Annotated in this window: 28 protein-coding genes and 21 tRNA genes; 9 read left to right on the forward strand and 40 right to left on the reverse strand. The window is 32.0% G+C overall.

From position 1 onward, the window contains the following. The first annotated feature begins 63 nt into the window (after nt 1-63). The 6 genes from EYR00_RS08950 to EYR00_RS08975 all read left to right on the forward strand — a co-directional run bounded on the left by EYR00_RS08950 (nt 64) and on the right by EYR00_RS08975 (nt 3,374). Nucleotides 64-273, forward strand: coding sequence for a helix-turn-helix transcriptional regulator (locus tag EYR00_RS08950; protein ID WP_003537418.1), 210 nt, complete (start codon nt 64-66; stop codon nt 271-273). Further along, on the forward strand, nt 266-733 hold the full coding sequence (locus tag EYR00_RS08955) for a hypothetical protein (RefSeq protein WP_003537417.1): 468 nt from the start codon (nt 266-268) through the stop codon (nt 731-733). Before EYR00_RS08950 ends, EYR00_RS08955 begins: the two co-directional genes overlap by 8 nt. A 66-nt stretch (nt 734-799) precedes the next feature. Next, the gene (locus tag EYR00_RS08960) at nt 800-1,015 is read left to right on the forward strand and encodes a helix-turn-helix transcriptional regulator (protein ID WP_003537416.1); all 216 of its coding nucleotides are present in this window, start codon (nt 800-802) and stop codon (nt 1,013-1,015) included. Then, nucleotides 1,002-1,463: a hypothetical protein gene (locus EYR00_RS08965; RefSeq protein ID WP_003537415.1), complete on the forward strand. Its 462-nt coding sequence runs from the start codon at nt 1,002-1,004 to the stop codon at nt 1,461-1,463. The genes EYR00_RS08960 and EYR00_RS08965 overlap by 14 nt, the downstream gene beginning before the upstream one ends. A gap of 14 nt (nt 1,464-1,477) precedes the next feature. Further along, nucleotides 1,478-2,209: an ABC transporter ATP-binding protein gene (locus EYR00_RS08970; RefSeq protein WP_008791516.1), complete on the forward strand. Its 732-nt coding sequence runs from the start codon at nt 1,478-1,480 to the stop codon at nt 2,207-2,209. Beyond that, the gene (locus EYR00_RS08975; protein WP_003537413.1) at nt 2,202-3,374 is read left to right on the forward strand and encodes an ABC transporter permease; all 1,173 of its coding nucleotides are present in this window, start codon (nt 2,202-2,204) and stop codon (nt 3,372-3,374) included. Before EYR00_RS08970 ends, EYR00_RS08975 begins: the two co-directional genes overlap by 8 nt. A 34-nt stretch (nt 3,375-3,408) precedes the next feature. On the opposite strand, the gene EYR00_RS08980 is transcribed toward EYR00_RS08975, so the two are convergent. From EYR00_RS08980 to EYR00_RS09030, 11 genes are all read right to left on the reverse strand, one after another. Then, on the reverse strand, nt 3,409-4,575 hold the full coding sequence (locus tag EYR00_RS08980) for a cation diffusion facilitator family transporter (RefSeq protein ID WP_003537412.1): 1,167 nt from the start codon (nt 4,573-4,575) through the stop codon (nt 3,409-3,411). After that, a complete protein-coding gene (locus tag EYR00_RS08985) occupies nt 4,575-4,922 on the reverse strand; it encodes a hypothetical protein (RefSeq protein ID WP_008791514.1) in 348 nt (115 codons plus the stop codon). The genes EYR00_RS08980 and EYR00_RS08985 overlap by 1 nt, the downstream gene beginning before the upstream one ends. Nucleotides 4,923-5,007: 85 nt before the next feature. Next, nucleotides 5,008-5,793, reverse strand: a complete 786-nt coding sequence (locus EYR00_RS08990) for a histidinol-phosphatase HisJ family protein (RefSeq protein ID WP_008791513.1) — start codon at nt 5,791-5,793, stop codon at nt 5,008-5,010. 1 nt (nt 5,794) lies between these two features. Then, a complete protein-coding gene (hisIE, locus tag EYR00_RS08995; RefSeq protein WP_003537400.1) occupies nt 5,795-6,433 on the reverse strand; it encodes a bifunctional phosphoribosyl-AMP cyclohydrolase/phosphoribosyl-ATP diphosphatase HisIE in 639 nt (212 codons plus the stop codon). Next, on the reverse strand, nt 6,433-7,197 hold the full coding sequence (hisF, locus tag EYR00_RS09000; protein ID WP_003537398.1) for an imidazole glycerol phosphate synthase subunit HisF: 765 nt from the start codon (nt 7,195-7,197) through the stop codon (nt 6,433-6,435). Before hisF ends, hisIE begins: the two co-directional genes overlap by 1 nt. Then, the gene (gene hisA, locus EYR00_RS09005; protein WP_003537397.1) at nt 7,179-7,904 is read right to left on the reverse strand and encodes a 1-(5-phosphoribosyl)-5-[(5-phosphoribosylamino)methylideneamino]imidazole-4-carboxamide isomerase; all 726 of its coding nucleotides are present in this window, start codon (nt 7,902-7,904) and stop codon (nt 7,179-7,181) included. The genes hisF and hisA overlap by 19 nt, the downstream gene beginning before the upstream one ends. Then, nucleotides 7,898-8,506 (reverse strand): imidazole glycerol phosphate synthase subunit HisH, encoded by a 609-nt coding sequence (gene hisH, locus EYR00_RS09010; protein ID WP_003537396.1) that lies wholly within the window; start codon nt 8,504-8,506, stop codon nt 7,898-7,900. Before hisH ends, hisA begins: the two co-directional genes overlap by 7 nt. Nucleotides 8,507-8,525: 19 nt before the next feature. Continuing rightward, nucleotides 8,526-9,113, reverse strand: a complete 588-nt coding sequence (gene hisB / locus EYR00_RS09015) for an imidazoleglycerol-phosphate dehydratase HisB (protein ID WP_003537394.1) — start codon at nt 9,111-9,113, stop codon at nt 8,526-8,528. Between the two features lie 2 nt (nt 9,114-9,115). After that, nucleotides 9,116-10,414: a histidinol dehydrogenase gene (gene hisD / locus EYR00_RS09020; protein ID WP_003537393.1), complete on the reverse strand. Its 1,299-nt coding sequence runs from the start codon at nt 10,412-10,414 to the stop codon at nt 9,116-9,118. After that, nucleotides 10,414-11,043 (reverse strand): ATP phosphoribosyltransferase, encoded by a 630-nt coding sequence (gene hisG, locus EYR00_RS09025; protein ID WP_003537391.1) that lies wholly within the window; start codon nt 11,041-11,043, stop codon nt 10,414-10,416. Before hisG ends, hisD begins: the two co-directional genes overlap by 1 nt. Then, complete coding sequence (locus EYR00_RS09030; protein ID WP_009009018.1) at nt 11,036-12,016, reverse strand: ATP phosphoribosyltransferase regulatory subunit; 981 nt, start codon at nt 12,014-12,016, stop codon at nt 11,036-11,038. The genes hisG and EYR00_RS09030 overlap by 8 nt, the downstream gene beginning before the upstream one ends. 524 nt (nt 12,017-12,540) lie before the next feature. Here EYR00_RS09030 and EYR00_RS09035 point away from each other — a divergent pair. Beyond that, a complete protein-coding gene (locus EYR00_RS09035) occupies nt 12,541-13,038 on the forward strand; it encodes a sporulation initiation factor Spo0A C-terminal domain-containing protein (protein WP_003537379.1) in 498 nt (165 codons plus the stop codon). A gap of 32 nt (nt 13,039-13,070) precedes the next feature. On the opposite strand, the gene EYR00_RS09040 is transcribed toward EYR00_RS09035, so the two are convergent. The 3 genes from EYR00_RS09040 to EYR00_RS09050 form a co-directional block, all read right to left on the reverse strand. Next, nucleotides 13,071-13,472 (reverse strand): sporulation initiation factor Spo0A C-terminal domain-containing protein, encoded by a 402-nt coding sequence (locus tag EYR00_RS09040; RefSeq protein ID WP_224209009.1) that lies wholly within the window; start codon nt 13,470-13,472, stop codon nt 13,071-13,073. Nucleotides 13,473-13,737: 265 nt separating this feature from the next. Further along, complete coding sequence (locus EYR00_RS09045; RefSeq protein WP_003537377.1) at nt 13,738-14,283, reverse strand: DUF6431 domain-containing protein; 546 nt, start codon at nt 14,281-14,283, stop codon at nt 13,738-13,740. Nucleotides 14,284-14,450: 167 nt separating this feature from the next. Next, nucleotides 14,451-14,681 (reverse strand): helix-turn-helix domain-containing protein, encoded by a 231-nt coding sequence (locus tag EYR00_RS09050; RefSeq protein ID WP_003537376.1) that lies wholly within the window; start codon nt 14,679-14,681, stop codon nt 14,451-14,453. A 145-nt stretch (nt 14,682-14,826) separates the two neighbouring features. Between EYR00_RS09050 and EYR00_RS09055 the strand changes: the two genes are divergently transcribed. Next, nucleotides 14,827-15,534, forward strand: a complete 708-nt coding sequence (locus tag EYR00_RS09055) for a hypothetical protein (protein ID WP_003537374.1) — start codon at nt 14,827-14,829, stop codon at nt 15,532-15,534. A 70-nt stretch (nt 15,535-15,604) separates the two neighbouring features. On the opposite strand, the gene EYR00_RS09060 is transcribed toward EYR00_RS09055, so the two are convergent. The 4 genes from EYR00_RS09060 to EYR00_RS09075 all read right to left on the reverse strand — a co-directional run bounded on the left by EYR00_RS09060 (nt 15,605) and on the right by EYR00_RS09075 (nt 18,351). Further along, nucleotides 15,605-15,943: a hypothetical protein gene (locus EYR00_RS09060; RefSeq protein WP_003537373.1), complete on the reverse strand. Its 339-nt coding sequence runs from the start codon at nt 15,941-15,943 to the stop codon at nt 15,605-15,607. Nucleotides 15,944-15,977: 34 nt separating this feature from the next. After that, nucleotides 15,978-16,202 carry a PF20097 family protein gene (locus tag EYR00_RS09065; protein ID WP_040434275.1) on the reverse strand — a complete coding sequence of 75 codons (225 nt, stop codon included), beginning with the start codon at nt 16,200-16,202 and terminating at the stop codon, nt 15,978-15,980. A gap of 224 nt (nt 16,203-16,426) precedes the next feature. Continuing rightward, complete coding sequence (locus EYR00_RS09070; RefSeq protein WP_003537370.1) at nt 16,427-16,834, reverse strand: YolD-like family protein; 408 nt, start codon at nt 16,832-16,834, stop codon at nt 16,427-16,429. Next, nucleotides 16,831-18,351 (reverse strand): Y-family DNA polymerase, encoded by a 1,521-nt coding sequence (locus EYR00_RS09075; RefSeq protein WP_003537369.1) that lies wholly within the window; start codon nt 18,349-18,351, stop codon nt 16,831-16,833. Before EYR00_RS09075 ends, EYR00_RS09070 begins: the two co-directional genes overlap by 4 nt. Nucleotides 18,352-18,703: 352 nt before the next feature. On the opposite strand from EYR00_RS09075, the gene gdhA reads away from it, so the two are divergent. Further along, complete coding sequence (gdhA, locus tag EYR00_RS09080) at nt 18,704-20,047, forward strand: NADP-specific glutamate dehydrogenase (RefSeq protein WP_003537367.1); 1,344 nt, start codon at nt 18,704-18,706, stop codon at nt 20,045-20,047. Between the two features lie 17 nt (nt 20,048-20,064). Here the strand turns inward: gdhA and EYR00_RS09085 are convergent, their stop codons facing one another. From EYR00_RS09085 to EYR00_RS09190, 22 genes are all read right to left on the reverse strand, one after another. After that, nucleotides 20,065-20,457 carry a hypothetical protein gene (locus tag EYR00_RS09085; RefSeq protein ID WP_003537366.1) on the reverse strand — a complete coding sequence of 131 codons (393 nt, stop codon included), beginning with the start codon at nt 20,455-20,457 and terminating at the stop codon, nt 20,065-20,067. Nucleotides 20,458-20,533: 76 nt separating this feature from the next. Beyond that, nucleotides 20,534-20,609 (reverse strand) — tRNA-Glu (locus tag EYR00_RS09090). A 7-nt stretch (nt 20,610-20,616) separates the two neighbouring features. Further along, nucleotides 20,617-20,692, reverse strand: a tRNA-Phe gene (locus tag EYR00_RS09095). A 2-nt stretch (nt 20,693-20,694) separates the two neighbouring features. Beyond that, a tRNA-Asp gene (locus EYR00_RS09100) sits at nt 20,695-20,771 on the reverse strand. A gap of 2 nt (nt 20,772-20,773) precedes the next feature. Then, nucleotides 20,774-20,850: transfer RNA gene (locus EYR00_RS09105), tRNA-Met, on the reverse strand. A gap of 43 nt (nt 20,851-20,893) precedes the next feature. Further along, nucleotides 20,894-20,986: transfer RNA gene (locus tag EYR00_RS09110), tRNA-Ser, on the reverse strand. Nucleotides 20,987-20,998: 12 nt separating this feature from the next. Continuing rightward, nucleotides 20,999-21,075, reverse strand: a tRNA-Ile gene (locus tag EYR00_RS09115). Between the two features lie 36 nt (nt 21,076-21,111). Then, nucleotides 21,112-21,188: transfer RNA gene (locus EYR00_RS09120), tRNA-Met, on the reverse strand. Nucleotides 21,189-21,225: 37 nt separating this feature from the next. Next, a tRNA-Ala gene (locus EYR00_RS09125) sits at nt 21,226-21,301 on the reverse strand. Nucleotides 21,302-21,316: 15 nt separating this feature from the next. Continuing rightward, nucleotides 21,317-21,393 (reverse strand) — tRNA-Pro (locus EYR00_RS09130). Between the two features lie 17 nt (nt 21,394-21,410). Further along, a tRNA-Arg gene (locus tag EYR00_RS09135) sits at nt 21,411-21,487 on the reverse strand. Nucleotides 21,488-21,617: 130 nt separating this feature from the next. After that, nucleotides 21,618-21,693: transfer RNA gene (locus EYR00_RS09140), tRNA-Phe, on the reverse strand. Between the two features lie 2 nt (nt 21,694-21,695). Beyond that, nucleotides 21,696-21,772, reverse strand: a tRNA-Asp gene (locus tag EYR00_RS09145). Nucleotides 21,773-21,774: 2 nt separating this feature from the next. Continuing rightward, nucleotides 21,775-21,851, reverse strand: a tRNA-Met gene (locus EYR00_RS09150). A 43-nt stretch (nt 21,852-21,894) separates the two neighbouring features. Beyond that, a tRNA-Ser gene (locus tag EYR00_RS09155) sits at nt 21,895-21,987 on the reverse strand. A gap of 12 nt (nt 21,988-21,999) precedes the next feature. Beyond that, a tRNA-Ile gene (locus EYR00_RS09160) sits at nt 22,000-22,076 on the reverse strand. A gap of 36 nt (nt 22,077-22,112) precedes the next feature. Then, nucleotides 22,113-22,189: transfer RNA gene (locus EYR00_RS09165), tRNA-Met, on the reverse strand. Between the two features lie 37 nt (nt 22,190-22,226). Further along, nucleotides 22,227-22,302, reverse strand: a tRNA-Ala gene (locus EYR00_RS09170). Nucleotides 22,303-22,317: 15 nt separating this feature from the next. Beyond that, nucleotides 22,318-22,394: transfer RNA gene (locus EYR00_RS09175), tRNA-Pro, on the reverse strand. 17 nt (nt 22,395-22,411) lie between these two features. Then, nucleotides 22,412-22,488: transfer RNA gene (locus tag EYR00_RS09180), tRNA-Arg, on the reverse strand. Between the two features lie 72 nt (nt 22,489-22,560). Then, nucleotides 22,561-22,649: transfer RNA gene (locus tag EYR00_RS09185), tRNA-Leu, on the reverse strand. Nucleotides 22,650-22,659: 10 nt separating this feature from the next. Then, nucleotides 22,660-22,734 (reverse strand) — tRNA-Cys (locus tag EYR00_RS09190). Nucleotides 22,735-22,827: the final 93 nt, after the last annotated feature.

Genomic DNA, 22,827 nt, shown 5'->3' on the forward strand with positions numbered 1-22,827 from the left:
TATATTGCAAAGCAAACTATACTTTAATTGTAAAGTGTACTTTGCAAAGATAGGAGTGTTATAATGAAAACTAAAATTCCTGAACTTAGAAAAGCCTATAAAATTTCTCAAGAAGAACTAGCAAGGTCTGTCGGGGTAACCCGACAGACAATTACTTCAATTGAAGTAGGCAAATACACAGCTTCATTAATTTTAGCTTATAAAATTGCAAAATATTTTAACTTGACAATTGAAGAAATATTTGATTTTGAGGAGGAACTAAATAATGGATAAAAGAATTGTTCTAGCACGTGAAGACTTGAAAAAAACTAATTACTGGATGATTACTTTAATGATATCTGCTTTAACTTTAATCATCTTGTCCTTAACTAATGTTTTAACTATTAATTCAAATAACGAACATTACATTGACTTTGTACATGGATATCAAACAGGACTTTCTTTTGCTTTATTTGTTTTTCCGTGCATTAATCTAATTTCTAACTTCTTTTTAGCTAAAAATGAAGTAAAGTTAATTGAAAAATATATAAATGATCATGATGAACGTAAATTATTTATTGCTGACAAGGTTGGGGGAAATTTTTCTTTTACCTTTGAGATTATTACAATGGCATTGGTTTCTGTGATTGCCCCACTCTACAGTTTTGACTTATTGCTTGGAATCGTAGCTTGTATTTTCATTATCATTATAATCCGAGGATGTTTATATTTATATTATAATCATAAATATTAATTACAAAATGTAATATATATTTGACATTTATTAAAATATACACTACTATTATCTTGAGGTGATGAGATGTCTAAAAATCTAAGGATAAAAGCAGCTCGAGCTGCACTGGATATGACCCAAAAAGATTTAGCAGATGCTGTTGGGGTATCACGTCAAACAATGAATGCGATTGAAAAAGGAGATTATAATCCAACAGTTAAACTTTGTATTAAAATTTGTAAAGTTTTAAATAAATCGTTGGATGAATTATTTTGGGAGGATATTCTTGATGAAGAAATTTAAGTCATTATTTAAATGCCGACTCGATGAACGACAATTGAAAATTAGAGGAAATATCTATTTTAAGAGTTTTTCAGTATTGAGTTTTATTATTATTGCAATATTTTTTATTAAAGAGATATTTAATATTGACCTAATGATTGGTGATTGGGAATATTTAATTGCTTTGTTCATTAGTATTACTTATTGTTTTATTTTAATGATCTACTATGAAATATATCCTCTAACAAAGGCCCGGTATCGTTTATTATTTATATTTTTTGGTCTTTATGGATTTGGTTTTTTTGGTTTATATCTATTTTTAATTATCAATGGAAAACCTTTAATCATAGACAATCAATTATCCGTATTAGGCTGTGAACTAATTTTCACTTCCTTTTACATCATTATCTTTATCACCTATGTAATCAAAGTAATTTATAACCATTATCATCAAGATGATGATAATTAATGGAGGGGAAGAACATGTTAAAAGTAGAAAACTTAACAAAGACATTTAAAAAAATTAATGCTGTTGAAAATGTATCTTTCGAAGTCAACGCTGGAGAAATTATCGGTCTATTAGGAGAAAATGGAGCCGGTAAAACAACAACATTAAGAATGGTAGCAACAATGTTAAAGCCAACTAGCGGTAACGCTTATATTGATAATTATAATATTATTGATAATCCTAGTAAAATTAGAGAACATATCGGTATTTTATTTGGTGGTGATGTTGCTTTATATGATCGTTTATCAGGACGAGAAAATATGACATATTTTGCTAAACTAAACGGGATGAGTGATCAAGAAGCTAAACAAGCAGTTGATCAAATTGCTCAAGATTTAGAAATGGTAGAATATATTGATCGTCCTGTTGGTAAGTATAGTCGGGGGATGAAACAGAAAGTATCATTAGCAAGAAGTATCATTCATCATCCTGATGTTATGTTATTTGATGAACCAACTACAGGATTAGATGTTTTATCAAGTAAATTAATTCATGACTTTATCTTAAAATGTAAGCAAGAAAATAAAGCTATTGTTTTTTCTAGTCATAATATGTATGAAACTGAAAAACTATGTGATCGCGTTATCATAATTCATAAAGGAAAAATTGTTGCCAGCGGCACGATTGAACAATTAAAAAAGGAATATCAACAAGATAATCTTGAGGATTTATTTATTGAATGTATTGGAGGTAATGATCATGAATAATATTATGACAATTGTAAAAAAAGAATTTAAAGATATTTTACGTGATCGTAAAACATTACTAATGACTTTCGTTATCCCAATCATAGTCATGCCCCTATTGTTTACCTTTATCTTTTCATCAATTGGTGATATGGCATCACCAAGCGAAGATAATAAATATAAAATTGTTTTAGAAACAAATAATCCGGAAATCACTGCTCTTTTTAAAGAAGCGGGTATTTACGAACTTGTTAATAGCAAAGACCCTATTAACGAAGCTTATGATGGGAAAATCGTAGCTTACATCATCGCTAATGATATTAATGAATCATTAACACAAGGAAGTACACCTGAAGTTGACCTATATTATGATACAACCTCGCAACGTGCAATGACTGCTATAAGTACTGTTCAAACAATGTTCAGTACTTATCAAAATAGTTATTTAGCATCATATTTAGAAGCAAATCATTTATCAAGTAAAGTTTTACAACCATTTACTTATAATGAACATGCTAAAGACGAAGAAGCTGATAGTATGTCCTTAATGATGCTAGGAATGTTAATTCCTATGATGATCATTGGTTATTCTGGTTCAGGAATCGTACCTATTGCAACCGATTTAGGTGCTGGTGAAAAAGAACGGGGAACTTTAGAACCATTACTTTCAACAAGTATTTCTAGAAGTTCTATTTTAATTGGTAAACTGATTGTCACTGCAACTTTTGGTAGCATTACTTCAATTTTATCAGCAGTCGGTTTACTGCTTGCTTTTAAATTTGGAATGAGTGATACGATGGCCATCACTATCGATTTATCACTTCAAAGCATGCTGTTAATCGTATTATTAGCAGTATTATATGTAATCTTTATTTCTGCAGTGATGTTATTAGTTTCAACATATGCTCGTTCTTTAAAAGAAGCTAATACGTATTTAACTCCTGTAACCCTTATTCCGGTGTTACTTTCAGTAATTACAATGTATATGGAGCCAAGTTCAGTTTCAATGGCGATGATGAATATCCCAATTCTCAATGTTGTAATCGTTATTAAAGAAATTATATTCAATCAATTAAATTATGTTCATCTATATATGACAATTGGCTGGTCAATCGTTTATGTAATTGTTTCAATGATTGCAGCTAAAATGATGTATGAAAAAGAAGAGGTAATCTTTAGAGCATAAAGAGCCGCTGCAGATAAACTGCAGTGGCTCTTTTTTAAATAAAACTATGTTCAATTTGCATAACCGTATAGTAATTAGGGTTAATTGCACGTAGTTTCGTATTGATTTCTTCTTTTAAAACTTTATGTTTAATTTCATCATTTGAAGGAATCATAACGTCAAAAATTAAATTTGTATGTGTTGGTCCAGTAACAATTCTAAAATCGTGAATACTGTATTCTTTGTTAATTCCTTTGACAACTCCTAAGACTACTTGTTTTAATTCATTTGTTAGAGCATCATTTGTGTCTACTGGATCCATATGAATCGTTGTCAGGATATGATATTTCTCCAACATTGAACGCTCAATCAAGTCCATCGCATCATGAACTGCCATAATATTATCATTACAATCAACTTCAACATGCAAAGTTAAAAATTTTCTACCCGGTCCATAATCGTGCATCATTAAATCATGGATTCCTAAAGCTTCTGGATAAGAAAGAATATATTCTTCGATTTCATTAATCAATTCCTTATCAGGTGCCATCCCCAATAAAGGATCAACAGTATCTTTAAAGATATCAATTCCTGCTTTTAAAACAATAATTGATACAACAGCTCCCATTATCCCATCTACTGGTAAATCAGTATAAAGGGATAAAATTAATGAAATTAAAGTCGCTGATGTCGCCATCACATCGTTTAAACTATCTTGACTGGCAGCCATTAAGGTAGCAGAATTAATATTTTTAGAAACCGTTCGATTAAACATTGCCATCCATAATTTAATTAAAATTGAAACAATTAAAATAACTACAGCTACGATTGTAAAAGTTACTTTTTCAGGAGCAATGATCTTAAAAATAGAATCTTTTAAAGCTTGAAAACCAACTAATAAAATTAAAAAAGCGATTATTAGACCAGCTACATATTCAATTCTACCATGACCATAAGGATGCTCTGAATCAGGATGACGATTAGCTAATTTAAAACCAAATAATGAAGCTAAATTACTACCAACATCTGAAAGGTTATTCAACCCATCAGCCTGAATGGCAATACTATGAGTAATAGCCCCCATTGTAAGTTTAAAAATTACTAAAACAATATTGCAGGCAATCGAAACGATTGAACAAAGCATGCCATACTGTTCTCTTACTTTAGGGTTATTATAATCATTATAATTCTTAATGATTTTTTTAGATATAAATTTAAACATTAATCAATATGATAAATATAAATGTCTTGTTTATTAATCTCGATTAAATTAGCTTCTATTAGTTCATCTAGGTATTTAGCTACTTTTGCCTGATTTACCTCTTTATTTGCCATCGCTGCCAAAGTTTGAGCAATTACTGGATTATCTATTTTTAACAAAGCAATATTTTCTTGATTAAAAACAGGCTTTCTTAATAATGTATCTAGTAAAGCAGCATATGCTAGTTTTGTTTCTAAACGAATATTTCCAAATTTACTGCCTTGAAATAAAGCTTTTGGCAGATAATAAGTACTATCATCGACACTTTCTTTCAATGCTTTTAATGTTTCCTTGTTGTATAATTCCATATTTTTACCTCCAAATATATTATCCATTATACCATAAATGATTAATGATTATGATAATAAATTAAAAAGATTAGATTTTTGCTATCTAATCCTTTAAACGCCCTGTAAATGTACTAACATCCTCAAAGCCGATTTTAATTAAATTTTCTTTAACGTCATTGACATACTGACCAACTCGATCACTTGTATGACTATCTGTACCAATAGTAATAATACGACCTCCTAAATCATAATAACGTTGAACTTGTTCAAAATTTGGAAAGCCGCAAGTCTGATTAACTGCATATCCAGAAGTATTTACCTCAATCCCCTTATTTTTAATAATCAAATTTTTAAATATTTCATCAATTATATTCTGATATTTCTTATGTTCAACTTTTTTATCTTCATAAGGCCCGTATCGCATAATGTAATCTAAATGTCCTAAAACATTAAAACAGTCAAAATTTTTAACGCACCTTAGCGTTTCTTCAAAGAAAGCCTGATGAGCTTGCTCTTTATTTAGATTTTTAAAAAAATCCCCATAATAAAATTCAGTATGATCAATTACATGAATTGAGCCAATTACAAAATCAAAAGGATACTGGTTAATCAAATTATTAATCTCTAATTGATGATTCATATCTAGACCTATTTCAATGCCCCATTTTATTATAATTTTATCTGCAAATTCTTTTTTTAAAGCCATAATTGTTTGATAATAACCTTCGACATCTAGATCAAAAACATCAATTGGGTAATCGAAATCACGATGATCAGTAAAACAAATCTCATCTAGTCCCATTTTAATTGCTTGAATTACATGTTCACGCGGATCAGCCTCACTATCACCTGAAAATCTAGTGTGCATATGATAGTCAATGGAACGCATTTTAATAGTCTCCTTTAGTATGAAAATCTTTCTTATTTCCAGTTATTTTATGACGATCTTTTAACTTATTTTCAATATCGTCAAGTGTTACCCCTTGATTATTCATTAAAACAAAAACATGATAAAATAAATCACTGATTTCACCGATTAATTCTTCCTTATCATCATTTTTAGCCGCGATAATCGTTTCACTTGCTTCTTCACCTACTTTTTTACAAATTTTATCAACACCTTGATCTAATAAGTAATTAGTATATGATTTTTCAACTGGGTTTTGTTTCCGATTTTCAATTAGATTTGATAGACTTCTAAAAATATTAGTATTATCATAAGCCATTATTTCATTAAAGAAACAAGAGTACGCTCCAGTGTGACATGCTGCTCCAATTTGTTCAACAAAAATTAACAGTGTATCTAAATCACAATCTAAATACATCCCTTTAATATTTTGAAAATGACCTGATGTTTCACCTTTATGCCATAGTTCATTCCTACTTCTTGAAAAAAAACAAGTTTGATTTGTTTCTAACATTCTTTGATATGCTTCTTCGTTGACATAAGCTAACATCAAAACTTCATTTGTTTTATAGTCCTGAACAATAGCAGGAATCAACTCCATTTTTGTAAAATCTGGTTTCATTACATTGCTCTCCTTACATTTATATCATGTTTTCTTAATTCTCTGCGGACATCTTCAACAGTTGCTTCACCAAAATGAAATAATGAAGCCACTAAAGCTGCATCACAATTTGTTTTTTTAAAGACATCTACAATATCTTGAATACTGCCACAACCACCACTTGCAATTACTGGGATATCAACAGCATTACATACCGCATTGATCATTTCAATATCATAACCCGCTTTGGTTCCATCTGCATCCATTGAAGTCAATAGAATTTCCCCAGCACCCAATTCTTCACATTTAGTTACCCATTCTATTAAATCAATTCCAGTATTTTCACGGCCACCTTTTACATAAACATCATAACCGTCATCATCACGTTTTTTAGCATCGATTGCAACGACTACACACTGTACCCCAAATTCATCAGCAGCCGCTTTTATTAAATCAGGGTTTGCAATAGCTGCCGAATTAACAGATACTTTATCTGCTCCACTAGCTAAGATCGTTCGAAAATCATCAAGCGTCCGGATTCCCCCGCCAACAGCTAGAGGAATCGTTAATTCACTAGCCCCGCGTTCAATAATATCTTTAATAATATCACGTTCTTCATAACTTGCAGTAATATCTAAAAACACTACTTCATCAGCACATTGCTGATCATAACGTTTAGCTAATTCAATGGGATCTCCAACATCTTTCAATTCTACAAAATTAATTCCTTTTACAACTTTACCATTTTTTATATCCAAACAAGGTATTATCCGTTTTGTAAGCATGTAATAACCTCCTTGAGATCTACTTTACCCTCATAATAAGCCTTACCAACAATACATGCATAATAGTTCTTACTAGCTACATCTTTAATATTTTGAGCATCTTTAATGCCCCCTGAAACAACAAAGTTAATAGTAGAAGTTCTAGCGATCTGTTCATACATATCAAAGTTAGGACCTTGTAATGTTCCATCTTTACTAATATCTGTAGCAACAATGTATTTAACCCCTAACTTCTCTAACTCTTTGATAAACTCCAAGTATGGCACGTTACTGATTTTTAACCAGCCTGAAGTTGAAACAAAGCCATCTTTAACATCAACTCCTACGACAATTTTTTCAGGACCATAGGTATTAATAGCACTTTTTAAAAACTCTGGATCATTAATTGCAGCAGTTCCTAAAATTACCCGATCTATTCCTACTTCATCTAAATATAAAGCAACTGTTTCAATATTTCTAATCCCCCCACCAAGTTCTACTTGCATTGAAGTATTTTGTTTTATTTTTTTAATTGTTTCAAGATTAATACATTCACCATCTTTAGCACCATCTAAATCAACGACATGAAGCAATTTAGCGCCCATTTCTTCAAAAGCTTTAGCTAATTTTGCCGGTTCATTACTATATACTGTTTTTTGATTATAATCACCTTTAAACAATCTAACGGCTTGACCATCTTTTAAATCTATTGCTGGAATAACTAACATTCGATCATCTCCTTAAACGCTAATAATATTTTTTGTCCTACAGCTCCACTTTTTTCAGGATGGAACTGGCAACCAATCACATTGTCTTTAGCCGCAATTGCCGTTATATTTGTCTTACCATAATCACTATAAGCAATTAATTGTTCATTTGGGCATGTTGCCATAAAAGAATGAACAAAATAGACATCATCATTTTCATGAATATTTTTTAAAATTGGATGGTTTTGGTTGAAATGTAATTGATTCCAACCCATATGAGGAACCTTTTCATCAATATCCATAAAGACTACTTCTCCATCCAGGAAACCTAATCCTTTAGTTTCTTCAACTTCATACCCTTTTTCAAATAAAATTTGCATTCCCAAACAAATTCCCAAAATTGGTATTCCAGCATCTTTTCGTTCATTTAAAACATCAATTAAATCAAACTTTTTTAAATTATTCATAGCTACCGGAAAAGCCCCTACTCCAGGTAATACAATTGCTTTAGCTTGGCGAATAATATCTTTGTCACGAGTAATTACAGCTTCAATTCCGACCCTTTTTAAAGCGGAAATAACACTACTTAAATTACCAATATTGTAGTCAATGATTACTACCATCTAAATCCCCCCTTGATTTTTATAAGACTCCTTTTGATGAAACAACTTTATCTTTGTTAGCTTCATCAATACTAACCGCTTCTTTTAAAGCTCTTCCTAAACTTTTAAATATAGCTTCAACAATATGATGATTATTAGTTCCATACTGTTCATTAATATGTAAAGTAATCAGTGAATTAAATGCCAATGCCCGAAAAAATTCTTCCGTCATTTCTGTTTCAAATGTGCCAATTCTTTCACAAGTTAGATTAACATTATAAACTAAGAAAGGACGCCCACTAATATCTAAATTGGTTGTTACTAGCGTTTCATCCATCGGAATAGTAAAAGCTCCATATCTTTTAATCCCGAGTTTATTGCCAAGCGCTTCTTTTAAACAAGTTCCTAAAGCAATTCCAATATCTTCTACTGTATGATGAGTATCAACTTCTAAGTCACCTTCGCATTTAACGATTAAATCAAAACCTCCATGAAAAGCAAATAGTGTTAACATATGATCAAAGAATCCGATTCCAGTACTAATTTCACTTTTACCTTCTCCATCTAAATCTAATTGCACAAGAATTTTCGTTTCTTTTGTTTCACGTTCAATCTTTCCAATTCTCATGACTATTCCTCCTCAAATCTTACTGCTACTGAATTTGCATGGGCATCTAAACCTTCACTTTTAGCAAATTTAATTACATCTTCCTTGAATTCGCCTAAGACTTTTTTAGGATAATAGCTATAAGATGAATATTTAACAAAATCATATACCCCTAATGCCGAATAAAACTTAGCAGTTCCTCCAGTTGGTAGTACATGGTTAGTTCCACTCATATAATCGCCTAATGGTTCCGGTGAATATTCTCCTAAGAAAATAGAACCGGCATTTTTAATTTTTGGTAACATATTTACAGGATTATCTACTAATACTTCTAAATGTTCTGGTGCTAAATAGTTGGAAACATCAAATGCTTCATTCAAATTATCAACAATGATTGCTCCACCATAATTAACCAAGGATTCTTCGATAATATCTCTTCTTGATAAATAAGCCATTTGGCGAACTAATTCACCATTTACTTTAGCCACTAAATCACGACTTGTCGTAACTAATAAAGCACTAGCCAGTTTATCGTGTTCTGCCTGACTCATTAAATCAGCAGCAATATATTTAGGATTAGCGTTCTCATCTGCAATTACCAATACCTCACTTGGGCCTGCAACCATATCAATATCAACAAGTCCATAACTAAGTTTTTTAGCCGTCGCAACGAAAATATTTCCAGGACCTACGATTTTATCGGCTTTCTTTATTGTTTCAGTACCATGAGCAATGGCAGCCACCCCTTGAGCGCCACCAAATTTATAGATTGTATCGACCCCACTTACTTTTGCTGCAGCAATAATAATCGGATTAACTTTTCCATCTTCTTTTACCGGTGTAATAATTACTAAATCTTTAACTCCCGCTAACTTTGCTGGAACAGCATTCATTAATACTGTAGAAGGATAACTAGCGGTTCCCCCAGGAACATATAATGCCACCCGTTCAATTGGACGCACCATCTGTCCCATGATTACCCCATTATCTTTAAATAAAGACCATGATTTATCAATTTGATTTTTATGAAATTCAGTAATTTGTTCTTTAGTTCTTTCAAGGATACGTAGATAATCTGCATCTATTTGTTTTAATGCTTCTTCTTTTTCTATCTCACTAACGATTAAATCTTTTTCATCATTAATTTGATAACCATCAAACTTTAAACAATACTCATATAATGCTTTATTTCCACGTTCATTAATATCTTCAATAATTTTTAATACAGCCTCATTTACTTCCTTATTAACACTTTCCTTACGGCTGTCTAATTTAGTCGCTACCGCTTCTAAATTGCCTTTATAATCAACGATCTTTAACATTATTTTCCCTCCGTAACAGTTTCTAATTTAGTAACCAAATTCATAATTTCATCTTTTTTAAACTTAAAACTAACTTTGTTGGCCACTAATCTAGTTGAAATATCACTAATTTTTTCAATCACTTCTAAGCCATTTGCTTTTAAAGTCGACCCCGTTTCTACAATATCCACAATTGCGTCACTGATTCCCACGATTGGTCCCAATTCTACAGATCCTTCTAATTTAATGATTTCAACATCTTCTTGTTTTGTTGCAAAATATTTTTTTGCTACTTTAGTATATTTACTTGCAATTTTTTTACGCCGTTCAAATTTCTTGTTACGATACTCTGGATAAGCCGCTACAGCAAAGTAACATTTACCTATATTTAAATCCAATAATTCATAATAATCTTCAAAATCAACATCGTCTAATGTATCTTTACCAACAAAACCAATATCGACAATTCCGTGTTCTAAGAAAGTTACTACATCATTGGCTTTACCAAAAATCATTTCAATTCCATCTTTTGTTGCAATTAATAATTCCCGATCCTTATTAAAAATTGGTTCCATATCAAATCCCGCTTCTTGTAACAACTTACAGACCTGCTTTTCAATTCTACCTTTAGTTATTGCTATTTTAATCATTATTGCCTTCCCCCTGCTTATCAATCGCTTTTAAAATATGATTCATATGGTAGCAAAATCCAATTGCACCGACATTTTTATTGAATCTTGGTAATAAGTCATCATATCTTCCCCCAGAAATGATTGGCTGCGCACTTTTATCACTATATCCTTTAATCATTAAGCCAGTGTAGTATTTCATTGTTGGCACCATTCCTAAATCAAAAATGATACTTTCTTTATTATCCAAAGAGTTATATAACTCTTTTAATCTTTCCAAAGCCTTTAACAATATTTCATCATTTATTCCTTTGATTGCAGTATCTAATAAAGTGATATCACCAAAAGCAGTCGGCAATTTTAATAATAGTTCATTTAACTGCCCATCAAATTCATTATCGGCAACAAACTTTTTCATTTCACTTATATCCCGATACTTCAATATTTCTGTTAATTCAACTGCCTTATCACCAACCAGTGTGCATAGGCGATTAAAAAAACGTGCTGAACCAATTTCTACAAGAATATTTTTTAATCCAAGATGTGGTAAAGACTCTTGAATCATGTTTAAACATTCTTTATCACCAGCAATTCCAGGCTTGTTGATCAACTCAACTCCACCTTGAAAAAACTCACTGGAACGTCCTTTATGCATAGTTTCCTTACGGTATACTTTACCAAAATAACAATAACGTGCTTCTTCATCACCATAATTGTTTGTTGAATAGAAACGTGCTAATGGAATTGTAAAATCACAGCGCATTGCAACATTTTTACCTTCATGATTAATGTACTGAAACATTTTTTCTTGTTCAAAACCACAATCTAATTGAGTATATAAGTCAACATACTCAAATGATGGCATTAACACTTCATTATAGTTATTCTTTGCAAAGATAGCTCTTAAACTATTTTCAATCTCTCGTAATTTCGATACATTAGTAATAATTGCGTCAATGCTTTCTTCCGGTATTAAATACTTAAATTCTTCCATTTTATTTCCCCCTTTAGTTACAAAAAAACGAGTCATTACACTAATGACTCGCTAAAGTAATATTGTCATTAGATACACCCAAATAATATTTAACACAAAATGGGTTGTATCAATAAACTGATAAAACCCTAGGCAATCCAATGATGGTGATGTAATTGTAAATTTGTTGTTGTTTTCATAATTAACACCTCTCATTGTATACAATATATCATATCTAATGATAAATGAAAAGATAAAATTAATTAAAATTATAGATTTATCATAAAGTTTATTTATCTAACTTGTTAAAATCTTAAATTTTTATCTTCAACATTACCATTGCCATTTATAATCAAATATTTACCAAAATTCGTGAGTATTAGCAAATATTCGTTAAATATTAGCTAAAAAAGGCGAAATATTTTAGAAAAACATGAATCTTATTACCTAGTTTACTAAAAGAAAATAAATAATAACAATTCCCCTTTTACTAAAATCATTGTCTTTATATAATAGTTTTTGTCATTATTTGGAAGGAGAATAATATGAAACAATACTACATATATATTTTAGAAGAAGATGAAGAAATATCTGCTGAACTGATTGATCATTTATCAAACAATAATAACATTTGGATAGAAGCAGTCAATAATCTTCAGTCCACAAATCATAGTGAAGTTAAACTTGAACATAATATTACAACAATTCTAAAGCAGGTTGGCATTCCGGCTCACTTGAAAGGCTACATGTATTTAAGAACTGCTATTTTAATGGTATACTCTGATATCGAATTATTAGGTCAAATAACAAAAAGACTTTATCCAAATATTGCTCGCCAATACAGTACGACAGCCTCAAGAGTTGAAAAAGCAATTCGTCATGCAATTGAAAACAGTTGGAATCAAGGTGACAAAAGAAAAATTAATACCATTATTAGGGCCGCCCCAGATTCTCTTAAAGGAAAACCAACAAATTCTGAATTTATTGCTTTAATTGCAGATAAACTCAAAATAAAAAATCGTTATGCATTTGAAAGCAGATAAAAAGAAGTTTTATATGAACTTCTTTTTATAAATTACTCATTATATATTTTATATTCTGACAACAGTCGATCAGTTACCATTGAAATAAATTCTGAATTACAAGGTCGATGTTTAGCTCGATAACCAAACATTTTTTCTAACTCTACAAGATTACCGTTTGACCAAATAACCTTGATTATATGTCGGATTGATTGTTCCACCCGTGACGAAGTTGTAGAATACTCTCTTGCTACACTTGGGTATAATTCTTTTGTAATTTCTGTCAAAATTTCAATATCACTGCATGAACGTTTTATTGCTGAAACTAAATAACCAAATCCGTTTAAATGATTTGGTGCACCTATCGATAAAAATATTTCATATAGTCGTTTCATTATAAATATATTTTTATCTCTACTATTCTTTTCTATCATTTGATCCTTTGGTAAGATCACAATACTAAATTCCCTATTCATTTTTAATAACTTAGTGTCTAATACACTTATCTCCTCACTTTAAACTTTATCCCATATTGAATCTGTTTTTGAGCGCATTAAAGCCCTTATCCCGAGATAACCTTGTACTTCACTAAGAATTTATATCTTAATATATTTTTTATATCAAAATAATTCATTATACTCACTCCCCTCTCTTTATCCCAGGATTAGTATAACAAATTTAGGCCCTTTAAAATATAAAAATTATGTGTATTGATCAAATTTAGCTAAGCTTTTCACTTAGCCGTAATTGAGATACTATTTTTGAGTATGATCTCATCTGCATAAATTGCATTTGATATTTTTTTATAAATACTTTTATTATCTTCTTTTCTTCATCCATTAACGAAAGACCTGTTAATTTCAAAATTTTCGACCATTTTTTTTCATAATTTTTAACTACATAAAAAGCATTAGAACGTTCAATGGTTGGATATACCATCAAAAATTCTTCAAGTCTATGATTATAATATGAACGCAACAATTCAATTTGAGTTGTTACTAGTAACATTGACGAAGGAACCATACATTCTACAAAAAGCGCATGTGTTCTACCGCAATGTTTACACATCACTCGTTGAATTTGAATACATATTTTTCGCGTGGATGTTTTATAATACCTTTGATAATAGCCAATTTTAACTAGTTTACCATTGCTGCCACAGTCACATTCAAGCCCCTTCATATCAACCCGTATCAGTGCTTGATCATATGTTTCTTGTGTGAATTCCTTTTTTAAATATACTGTATCATTTGAAATTATAATCATTTTTAGCTCTCCCGTTTATACTTATATATTACGCTTAATCAGGTAATCAAATCAATAAATATTTTGCTATTATTTGATATACTAAAGATAAAAAACTACGTCTTACTAAACCATTTCCATTAAATACTTATATATATGAAATTTAGTTCAAATAACGTAGTTTTATTTTATTTAGTTTCTTGAGGCGGAATATAAGTAACTAATTCTTCTATGTTACACTCAAGATAATAACATAGTTTACAAATAAGATTTGCATCGATCCTTTGAAAAGAATTTTTGCAATATCGATTAAAATTAGGTCGAGGTATATCCAATTCTTTGCATATTTTATTTTTGCTTATTCCTTTATTTTTTAAAATCTGCTCTATATTCATTATTATATGTCCATATTCATTCATTGAAATCACCTCTTTGAAATAAGTATAAATAATAAATTGCCTTTTAGTAATTATCTATATAGATATTTGCTATTTAGTAAGGTATTATATTGATGTAGCTATTTTTCCCAAAATTAATACTTATAACAAAGAAGGAGTAAAATTTATGTATATGTATGATTTTTTTAATTCATTAGACTTATTACAGCAGGTTCCCAATATTAATGATTTACCAAGAGGTAACTATCTATATTTTGGTATTTGTAAAAAAGATGAATTAATTCAAAGAGGTTATAAAGTTAGCTGTGACAAATTGTATCTAACCTATGCAAGATATGATGATTTATCTAATTTATCATACTATCCAATTGATAAGTTCTATAACTATATGAATCAGCTCACATCAAATCTAATTGATTTAAATGAGTTAGACAATAATGAACTTAAAGCTAGCTTATTTGAAGCAATATGGCTTATAAATGAGATTGCATATTTAGAAGAAATTCCTTTTTTTAATGCTAAATTAAACATTGAAGTTTCTACTTTATGTGACATGATCGATCATAATGGTGATGAATTTGATCACAGCATTGACTATTTTGATAATATTGGTTTATTGAAAAAAATTCATATTGCTCAAATTAGATATTTTATTTCACAGTATCTTCGTGCTAAATTGAAAATTAATAAAACTTATTCAAACATTGATTTAGCTAAATTTGATAGTTTCGTTTTAGATTCAATGAATCGATTTATTGAAGTCGCTCCAATTAAGTATAAAGTTGAAATTTATACTAATCTGGATAATCCTGAATTTGACAGTATTTTTGAACAAATCGTAGTTTTAAATGAGCGACAAAGTAACAAAACCTAGTCTTCTTTATTTCTGAATATACGTCATAAAAAAATTCCCTTATTAGGGAAACTTGATTTAATTATACTTTTTAAATTATGGCTTTAACTATAAATGCTCCTATAACAACAATTATCAAAAATTGAAAAAATATACTAATTATATCTATCACTAACGAGGATTTAATCATTTTATGCAATTCTTTCATCAATGGTATCTCATATTTAAATGTAAATAATAAGTTTATTAGAACTATAATTAGATAGAAAACAATAAGTGTAGATTTATTACCATAAGAGAAATTCCCTGACAAATCAGCATGAATAATGACTGGTGATTCAATTGTTTGCCAATTTAGTAACAAGGCTATACCTAAAAGAGCAATAATGATCCAAGAAATAATCTTAATAATTTTCTTAATATTTACCATAGTTTCTCTCCTTTACAGCTTTTCAATAAGCGAATTATAACTCTTTTTCATTAATAATCTCTATTTGACAGCTAGCACATCTAAATACTTTAATTCGACAGCCTTTTATCAAATTTAATTTTGCTAAAATAACCTGCTGTTTATTTGGATGATTAATAATCCAGCTATTTTTTTCATTATCCAGAGTCCAACAAATATCATTTTTCCCCGAATAAATATAACCAAGGATCATCTCGCTAGCACAATATGGAGATTTCATTGATACTTTCTCAACTTTCATAATTATTTAAATAATCAATTTAAGTATACAATTTTTTATTCAAAAATAAAAATGATTAGATAAACTAACAGCTATTAGTTCTAATCATCTCTATTTTGATACCATAAAATTATCATTAAAACTAAAATATTATATACATCCAGCCACATGAAAATAGCAATATTTTTTTACTAAAATAAACTTATCTCATAATAACCATTAACTTATTCAAGCTCGTATATATCATCAATATTTATTTTTACACCGTTTTCAAGCACTAATAAATTTTCATATTCGTTAATTTTTTTTAGGTGATTTATAATTGTAATGTATTGTCCACCCGATTTTTTTTGATCTGCTTCAAAATATGTTATTTTTATTAACGGTGCTTCAGTAAGATGCTTTAATAATTGTTGTAATCTGAAATTAATAATTGCTATACGATCTTCATCCAAGATTTTTCTTTGAGCTGTTAGTCGCTCAGTTTCCTTAATTGAGTCCTTATGTCCTGTCAGTGCAGCAAAAGGAGCAAATTGAGCTGCACGATCTTCTAATGACATCTGTGGATGCTTGATTGAAATATGATGTGGTAAATTAATAATATCTTGATAGTCATGAATGTTTTTTGTCATGCTTTATGCCCGCCTATTGTTTTATTACGTTCTCTCCCTGTTGCTCCTTCTGCTAAGTTCATCCCTTTTAAAACTGCATTCTTACCATATTTCTTTTTTAACTCCAAAGTTGTTTTTTGAAGTCTTTTTTCTTTCTCTAAATCACGTCTTTGTTTTTCTTCATCTTTCTTTTGTTGATCATAATCAGTAAATAGATCCATTTGTTGTATTGTCGGCTTTATTTTAATACTGCTTTCATCAATAATATGATTGGCAGAAATATTAAACCTTCTAATTGTTAAGAATCTTTTAACATGTTCTTCATACCATTTTAAAACTGCCAAGATAATTAATTTTGCTGATGCAGTATAACTATCAAGATTAATTGTTCCATGGGCATGCTTTGGAATCTTTCGCCCATATCTATCGGTAATTATTTCCTCGCGATAAAGACTACCCGTAGTTACATTTTCAATATCATATCCAATAGTAATAATAATTTGGTTTGTAACAAGCTTTTTATCAACTAAACTTAATGCTAATGCGTCCAGCATTTCTTTAAGTATCAATTTACCTTTTTCGAATGAATAAGGTGAACTCAAAACCTGTCCAATTCCAATGCTATTATTTTCTGGTTTATATGCCTTAATATGTTGCATTGTACAAGGTTCACATCCCCAAGCATGATCAATCAGCAATTCAGCGTTAATACCAAATATACTATAAAGAAGGTCTTCATTATAATATTCATCTTCACTGCCCACTGAACATTTGGCAATATCGCCCATTGTAAATAAACCTATTTTCTTTAATTTTTTTTCATAACCTCGTCCTATTCGCCAAAAATCTGTAATCGGCTGATGATGCCATAAATATTTTCGATATCGCATTTCATCTAGATAGGCAATCCGAACCCCATCTTCATCCGCTTTAACATGTTTAGCAACAATATCCATTGCCACTTTTGCGAGGTATAGGTTTGTTCCTATTCCTGCAGTAGCTGTTATGCCAATCGTTTCTAGAATATCTAATATTATCATTTTAGCAAATTCTCCAGGTGTTTTTCTTGAAGCTTTCAAATAACTAGTTGCATCAATAAAAACTTCGTCAATCGAATAGACGTGGAGATCCTCAGGTGATACATATTTCAAATAAATGTTATATATTCGTGTACTATATTCCATATACAAAGCCATTCTGGGTGATGCTGCTATATAGCTTAATTCTAAATAAGGATTTTTCTTTAGTTGAGAATCAAAATAAGATTTATCTATAAAATTTCTGTCGTTAATTGCTCTTTTTCTTTGAAAATTAACTTCTTTGACTTTTTGTATGACTTCAAACAATCTTGCTCGGCCTGAAATACCGTACTGTTTTAAAGATGGTGATACCGCTAAACAAATCGTCTTCTCTGTTTTACTAGTGTCAGCTACAACAAGATTAGTAGTTAAAGGATCTAAATTTCTTTCAATACATTCAACTGAAGCATAAAAAGATTTTAAATCAATCGCCATATATACATGTCCCGCTGCTTCCATTTTAACACTCCATTTCTAAAAAGAATCCACTGTTTATTCTACTATAGTTTGCCCTTTTTCACAAAGAAAAATCTATTATTATCAAATAATAAATTTTATTTTTAATCCTCACGCTAAGTATACAAAAAATAAGTTTATTAACTTATTAGCTCACTATATTGGAAACTCTCTTTATAGCAGCTATGTATTTATTGATATACAAATAGTATTTTAAAAGACAATATTATAAAGATGGTATTTTTTATGCGATATAATAATTATATTTATTTATAATATTTTTTTCTTAAATGATTTATTTATTATCAGACTAATAGTATTATATTAAATATACAAGAAGGAGGACAATATAAAAATGGATTATATTACTAAAGTATTTAATCAAGTAAAAGAAAAAAATGCTGATCAACCTGAATTTATTCAAGCAGTTGAAGAAGTATTAGAAAGCTTACGACCTGTAATCGAAGCTCATCCTGAATATGAAAAACAAGCTATTCTTGAAAGATTAGTAGAACCTGAAAGAACTTTAATGTTTAAAGTACCTTGGATGGATGATAATGGTCAAGTACAAGTAAACCGTGGATATCGTGTTCAATTCTCAAGTGCAATTGGACCATATAAAGGGGGATTAAGATTACATCCTAGTGTAAATCTTGGAATTATCAAATTCTTAGGATTTGAACAAATTTTCAAAAATGCATTAACTACACTACCTATCGGTGGTGGTAAAGGTGGATCTGATTTCGATCCACAAGGAAAATCTGATAACGAAATTATGCGTTTCTGCCAAAGCTTCATGACTGAATTATATCGTCATATTGGACCAGACGTAGATGTACCTGCTGGGGATATTGGTACAGGTGCCCGTGAAATTGGTTATATGTATGGTCAATATCGTCGTATTCGTGGTGCTTTTGAAAATGGTGTTTTAACTGGTAAGCCATTGCCATATGGAGGAAGTTTAATTCGTCCCGAAGCAACTGGATTTGGAGCATGCTACTATGGTAAAGAAGTATTAGAACATTTCAATGATTCTTATGAAGGAAAAACAATTGCTTGTTCTGGATATGGAAACGTAGCATGGGGTGTTTGTTTAAAAGCTCGTGAATTTGGAGCTAAAGTCGTATCAATTTCTGGACGTGATGGATATGTATATGATCCTGAAGGAATTACTACAGATGAAAAAATTGATTTCTTATGTAAAATTCGTGAATCAAATGATGTTAAACTAAAAGACTATGCTGAAAAATTCGGATGTGAATTCCACGCTGGTGAAAAACCTTGGGGATTAAAAGTAGATATGGCTTTCCCATGCGCTACACAAAATGAAATTGGTATAGAAGAAGCTAAACAATTAACTGCTAATGGTGTTAAATACATTATTGAAGGTGCTAATATGCCTACTACACCTGAAGCAATGGAATACTTTATTAGTAACGGTGGAACTCTAGGACCTGCAAAAGCTGCTAATGCTGGTGGGGTTGCAGTTTCTGCATTAGAAATGGCTCAAAACTCAATGCGTTATAATTGGACACGTGAAGAAGTTGATGCTAAATTAAAACAAATTATGAAAGACATTCACGATCATTCAAAAGCTGCGGCTGAAAAATACGGTCTTGGATATGATCTTGTAAAAGGTGCAAACATTGCCGGATTTGAAAAAGTTGTTGCAGCAATGATTTCTCAAGGAATTTATTAATAGATAAGATAAAAGCGCTAATCTTCTTGATTAACGCTTTTTTTATATTCTTTGATATTTTCCATTACTTCTTCATAAAATGACTCAGCATCTAAAATATAAAGTGTTGAAATACCTTTATGTTTTATCTTAACTTTGTGTTTGCTCACTAATTTTATTTCTTTAACATCTTTATAGTCTATCAAAGCTGGTAAGATTCCAATTCCTTTAAATTCATAAACTAGCATCGAATCATTAAATATCTTCATATTATATTTTGTTGTTAACATCATTAATACAACAAACGATAAGATTACACCAATAATCACTTTTGAACGATTATGATCTAGTGCAAAATAAACACACACACCGCCAATCACAAAGAAAAAGATAATTGAAAAAATTAACATTCTAAACTCTTTATATTTCATGAATCCACCTCTTATTAATATTCAATAGTATATCATAATCAAAAATAAAAACAACCCAAAGGTTGCTAATTTCAAATGGTGACCTGTACGGGATTCGAACCCGTGAATGCATGCGTGAAAGGCATGTGAGTTAACCGTTTCTCCAACAGGCCAAATCAATGGTGGTTCCGGCCGGAATCGAACCAGCGACACGAGGATTTTCAGTCCTCTGCTCTACCGACTGAGCTACGGAACCATTGGCGGTCTGGACGGGACTCGAACCCGCGACCTCCGCCGTGACAGGGCGGCATTCTAACCAACTGAACTACCAGACCAATGGTTGCGGGAGAAGGATTTGAACCAACGACCTTCGGGTTATGAGCCCGACGAGCTACCAGACTGCTCCATCCCGCGATATTTTTTGCATTATTTTATTTCGGCTGAATTTTAAATTAAATGGCGAGGGATGAGGGATTCGAACCCCCGCGGGACGTTAATCCCCTGTCGGTTTTCAAGACCGATCCCTTCAGCCGGACTTGGGTAATCCCTCGCATTCTTAAATTGGTGGACCCTGTTGGACTCGAACCAACGACCGATCGGTTATGAGCCGATAGCTCTAACCAACTGAGCTAAGGGTCCTTGTTGTTTCTTGACTTACGGGCACCGTTATTAAATTGGTAGCGGGGAAGGGATTCGAACCCCCGACCCACCGGGTATGAACCGATTGCTCTAGCCAACTGAGCTACCCCGCCGTAATCAACTACAGCAATGCTATAATTTAATAATTAATGGTGGAGCCTAGCGGGATCGAACCGCTGACCCCCTGCGTGCAAGGCAGGTGCTCTCCCAGCTGAGCTAAGGCCCCAATTATTATTTTAAATGGTCGGGAAGACAGGATTTGAACCTGCGACCCCCTGGTCCCAAACCAGGTGCACTACCAAGCTGTGCTACTTCCCGTTCTATTTTTACTCAAATGGCGCGCTAGGCAGGAATCGAACCCACAACCTCTTGATCCGTAGTCAAGCACTCTATCCAGTTGAGCTACTAGCGCATCGTTCACTTACAACGCCTATCTATATTAACACATCTTATTAGCTTTTGCAAGATTTATTTATACTTTTTTAGACAACACGCCATCAATGCCCGAAATAAAAACGAACCATTGTTCGTTATGTTTTAAATGGTGGTTCCGGCCGGAATCGAACCAGCGACACGAGGATTTTCAGTCCTCTGCTCTACCGACTGAGCTACGGAACCATTGGCGGTCTGGACGGGACTCGAACCCGCGACCTCCGCCGTGACAGGGCGGCATTCTAACCAACTGAACTACCAGACCAATGGTTGCGGGAGAAGGATTTGAACCAACGACCTTCGGGTTATGAGCCCGACGAGCTACCAGACTGCTCCATCCCGCGATATTTTTTGCATTATTTTATTTCGGCTGAATTTTAAATTAAATGGCGAGGGATGAGGGATTCGAACCCCCGCGGGACGTTAATCCCCTGTCGGTTTTCAAGACCGATCCCTTCAGCCGGACTTGGGTAATCCCTCGCATTCTTAAATTGGTGGACCCTGTTGGACTCGAACCAACGACCGATCGGTTATGAGCCGATAGCTCTAACCAACTGAGCTAAGGGTCCTTGTTGTTTCTTGACTTACGGGCACCGTTATTAAATTGGTAGCGGGGAAGGGATTCGAACCCCCGACCCACCGGGTATGAACCGATTGCTCTAGCCAACTGAGCTACCCCGCCGTAATCAACTACAGCAATGCTATAATTTAATAATTAATGGTGGAGCCTAGCGGGATCGAACCGCTGACCCCCTGCGTGCAAGGCAGGTGCTCTCCCAGCTGAGCTAAGGCCCCAATTATTATTTTAAATGGTCGGGAAGACAGGATTTGAACCTGCGACCCCCTGGTCCCAAACCAGGTGCACTACCAAGCTGTGCTACTTCCCGTTCTATTTTTACTCAAATGGCGCGCTAGGCAGGAATCGAACCCACAACCTCTTGATCCGTAGTCAAGCACTCTATCCAGTTGAGCTACTAGCGCATCGTTCACTTACAACGCCTATCTATATTAACACATCTTATTAGCTTTTGCAAGATTTATTCTTTTAAGAAATGGTGCCCAGGGCCGGAATCGAACCGGCACGGATTTTAAGGTCCGCAGGATTTTAAGTCCTGTGCGTCTACCAGTTTCGCCACCTGGGCAACACATTAATGGAGGTTCCAACCGGACTCGAACCGATGATAACAGAGTTGCAGTCTGTTGCCTTACCAACTTGGCCATGGAACCATTAACTTGTTGTTCTTGTTTTTATCAGTCGGTGTCATCACCAGACTGCTCATTTATTATATGTTAAACAGAAAATAATTTCAAGTATTTTTT

The organism is Thomasclavelia ramosa DSM 1402 (assembly GCF_014131695.1).
In the GTDB taxonomy this organism is placed as follows: domain Bacteria; phylum Bacillota_I; class Bacilli_A; order Erysipelotrichales; family Coprobacillaceae; genus Thomasclavelia; species Thomasclavelia ramosa.

What these genes read in the sequence shown, in the direction of transcription:
- EYR00_RS08950 (WP_003537418.1), top strand. Translation starts at nt 64, where the DNA reads ATGAAAACTAAAATTCCTGAACTTAGAAAAGCCTATAAAATTTCTCAA.
- EYR00_RS08955 (WP_003537417.1), top strand. Translation starts at nt 266, where the DNA reads ATGGATAAAAGAATTGTTCTAGCACGTGAAGACTTGAAAAAAACTAAT.
- EYR00_RS08960 (WP_003537416.1), top strand. Translation starts at nt 800, where the DNA reads ATGTCTAAAAATCTAAGGATAAAAGCAGCTCGAGCTGCACTGGATATG.
- EYR00_RS08965 (WP_003537415.1), top strand. Translation starts at nt 1,002, where the DNA reads ATGAAGAAATTTAAGTCATTATTTAAATGCCGACTCGATGAACGACAA.
- EYR00_RS08970 (WP_008791516.1), top strand. Translation starts at nt 1,478, where the DNA reads ATGTTAAAAGTAGAAAACTTAACAAAGACATTTAAAAAAATTAATGCT.
- EYR00_RS08975 (WP_003537413.1), top strand. Translation starts at nt 2,202, where the DNA reads ATGAATAATATTATGACAATTGTAAAAAAAGAATTTAAAGATATTTTA.
- EYR00_RS08980 (WP_003537412.1), bottom strand. Translation starts at nt 4,575, where the DNA reads ATGTTTAAATTTATATCTAAAAAAATCATTAAGAATTATAATGATTAT.
- EYR00_RS08985 (WP_008791514.1), bottom strand. Translation starts at nt 4,922, where the DNA reads ATGGAATTATACAACAAGGAAACATTAAAAGCATTGAAAGAAAGTGTC.
- EYR00_RS08990 (WP_008791513.1), bottom strand. Translation starts at nt 5,793, where the DNA reads ATGCGTTCCATTGACTATCATATGCACACTAGATTTTCAGGTGATAGT.
- hisIE (WP_003537400.1), bottom strand. Translation starts at nt 6,433, where the DNA reads ATGAAACCAGATTTTACAAAAATGGAGTTGATTCCTGCTATTGTTCAG.
- hisF (WP_003537398.1), bottom strand. Translation starts at nt 7,197, where the DNA reads ATGCTTACAAAACGGATAATACCTTGTTTGGATATAAAAAATGGTAAA.
- hisA (WP_003537397.1), bottom strand. Translation starts at nt 7,904, where the DNA reads ATGTTAGTTATTCCAGCAATAGATTTAAAAGATGGTCAAGCCGTTAGA.
- hisH (WP_003537396.1), bottom strand. Translation starts at nt 8,506, where the DNA reads ATGGTAGTAATCATTGACTACAATATTGGTAATTTAAGTAGTGTTATT.
- hisB (WP_003537394.1), bottom strand. Translation starts at nt 9,113, where the DNA reads ATGAGAATTGGAAAGATTGAACGTGAAACAAAAGAAACGAAAATTCTT.
- hisD (WP_003537393.1), bottom strand. Translation starts at nt 10,414, where the DNA reads ATGTTAAAGATCGTTGATTATAAAGGCAATTTAGAAGCGGTAGCGACT.
- hisG (WP_003537391.1), bottom strand. Translation starts at nt 11,043, where the DNA reads ATGATTAAAATAGCAATAACTAAAGGTAGAATTGAAAAGCAGGTCTGT.
- EYR00_RS09030 (WP_009009018.1), bottom strand. Translation starts at nt 12,016, where the DNA reads ATGGAAGAATTTAAGTATTTAATACCGGAAGAAAGCATTGACGCAATT.
- EYR00_RS09035 (WP_003537379.1), top strand. Translation starts at nt 12,541, where the DNA reads ATGAAACAATACTACATATATATTTTAGAAGAAGATGAAGAAATATCT.
- EYR00_RS09045 (WP_003537377.1), bottom strand. Translation starts at nt 14,283, where the DNA reads ATGATTATAATTTCAAATGATACAGTATATTTAAAAAAGGAATTCACA.
- EYR00_RS09050 (WP_003537376.1), bottom strand. Translation starts at nt 14,681, where the DNA reads ATGAATGAATATGGACATATAATAATGAATATAGAGCAGATTTTAAAA.
- EYR00_RS09055 (WP_003537374.1), top strand. Translation starts at nt 14,827, where the DNA reads ATGTATATGTATGATTTTTTTAATTCATTAGACTTATTACAGCAGGTT.
- EYR00_RS09060 (WP_003537373.1), bottom strand. Translation starts at nt 15,943, where the DNA reads ATGGTAAATATTAAGAAAATTATTAAGATTATTTCTTGGATCATTATT.
- EYR00_RS09065 (WP_040434275.1), bottom strand. Translation starts at nt 16,202, where the DNA reads ATGAAATCTCCATATTGTGCTAGCGAGATGATCCTTGGTTATATTTAT.
- EYR00_RS09070 (WP_003537370.1), bottom strand. Translation starts at nt 16,834, where the DNA reads ATGACAAAAAACATTCATGACTATCAAGATATTATTAATTTACCACAT.
- EYR00_RS09075 (WP_003537369.1), bottom strand. Translation starts at nt 18,351, where the DNA reads ATGGAAGCAGCGGGACATGTATATATGGCGATTGATTTAAAATCTTTT.
- gdhA (WP_003537367.1), top strand. Translation starts at nt 18,704, where the DNA reads ATGGATTATATTACTAAAGTATTTAATCAAGTAAAAGAAAAAAATGCT.
- EYR00_RS09085 (WP_003537366.1), bottom strand. Translation starts at nt 20,457, where the DNA reads ATGAAATATAAAGAGTTTAGAATGTTAATTTTTTCAATTATCTTTTTC.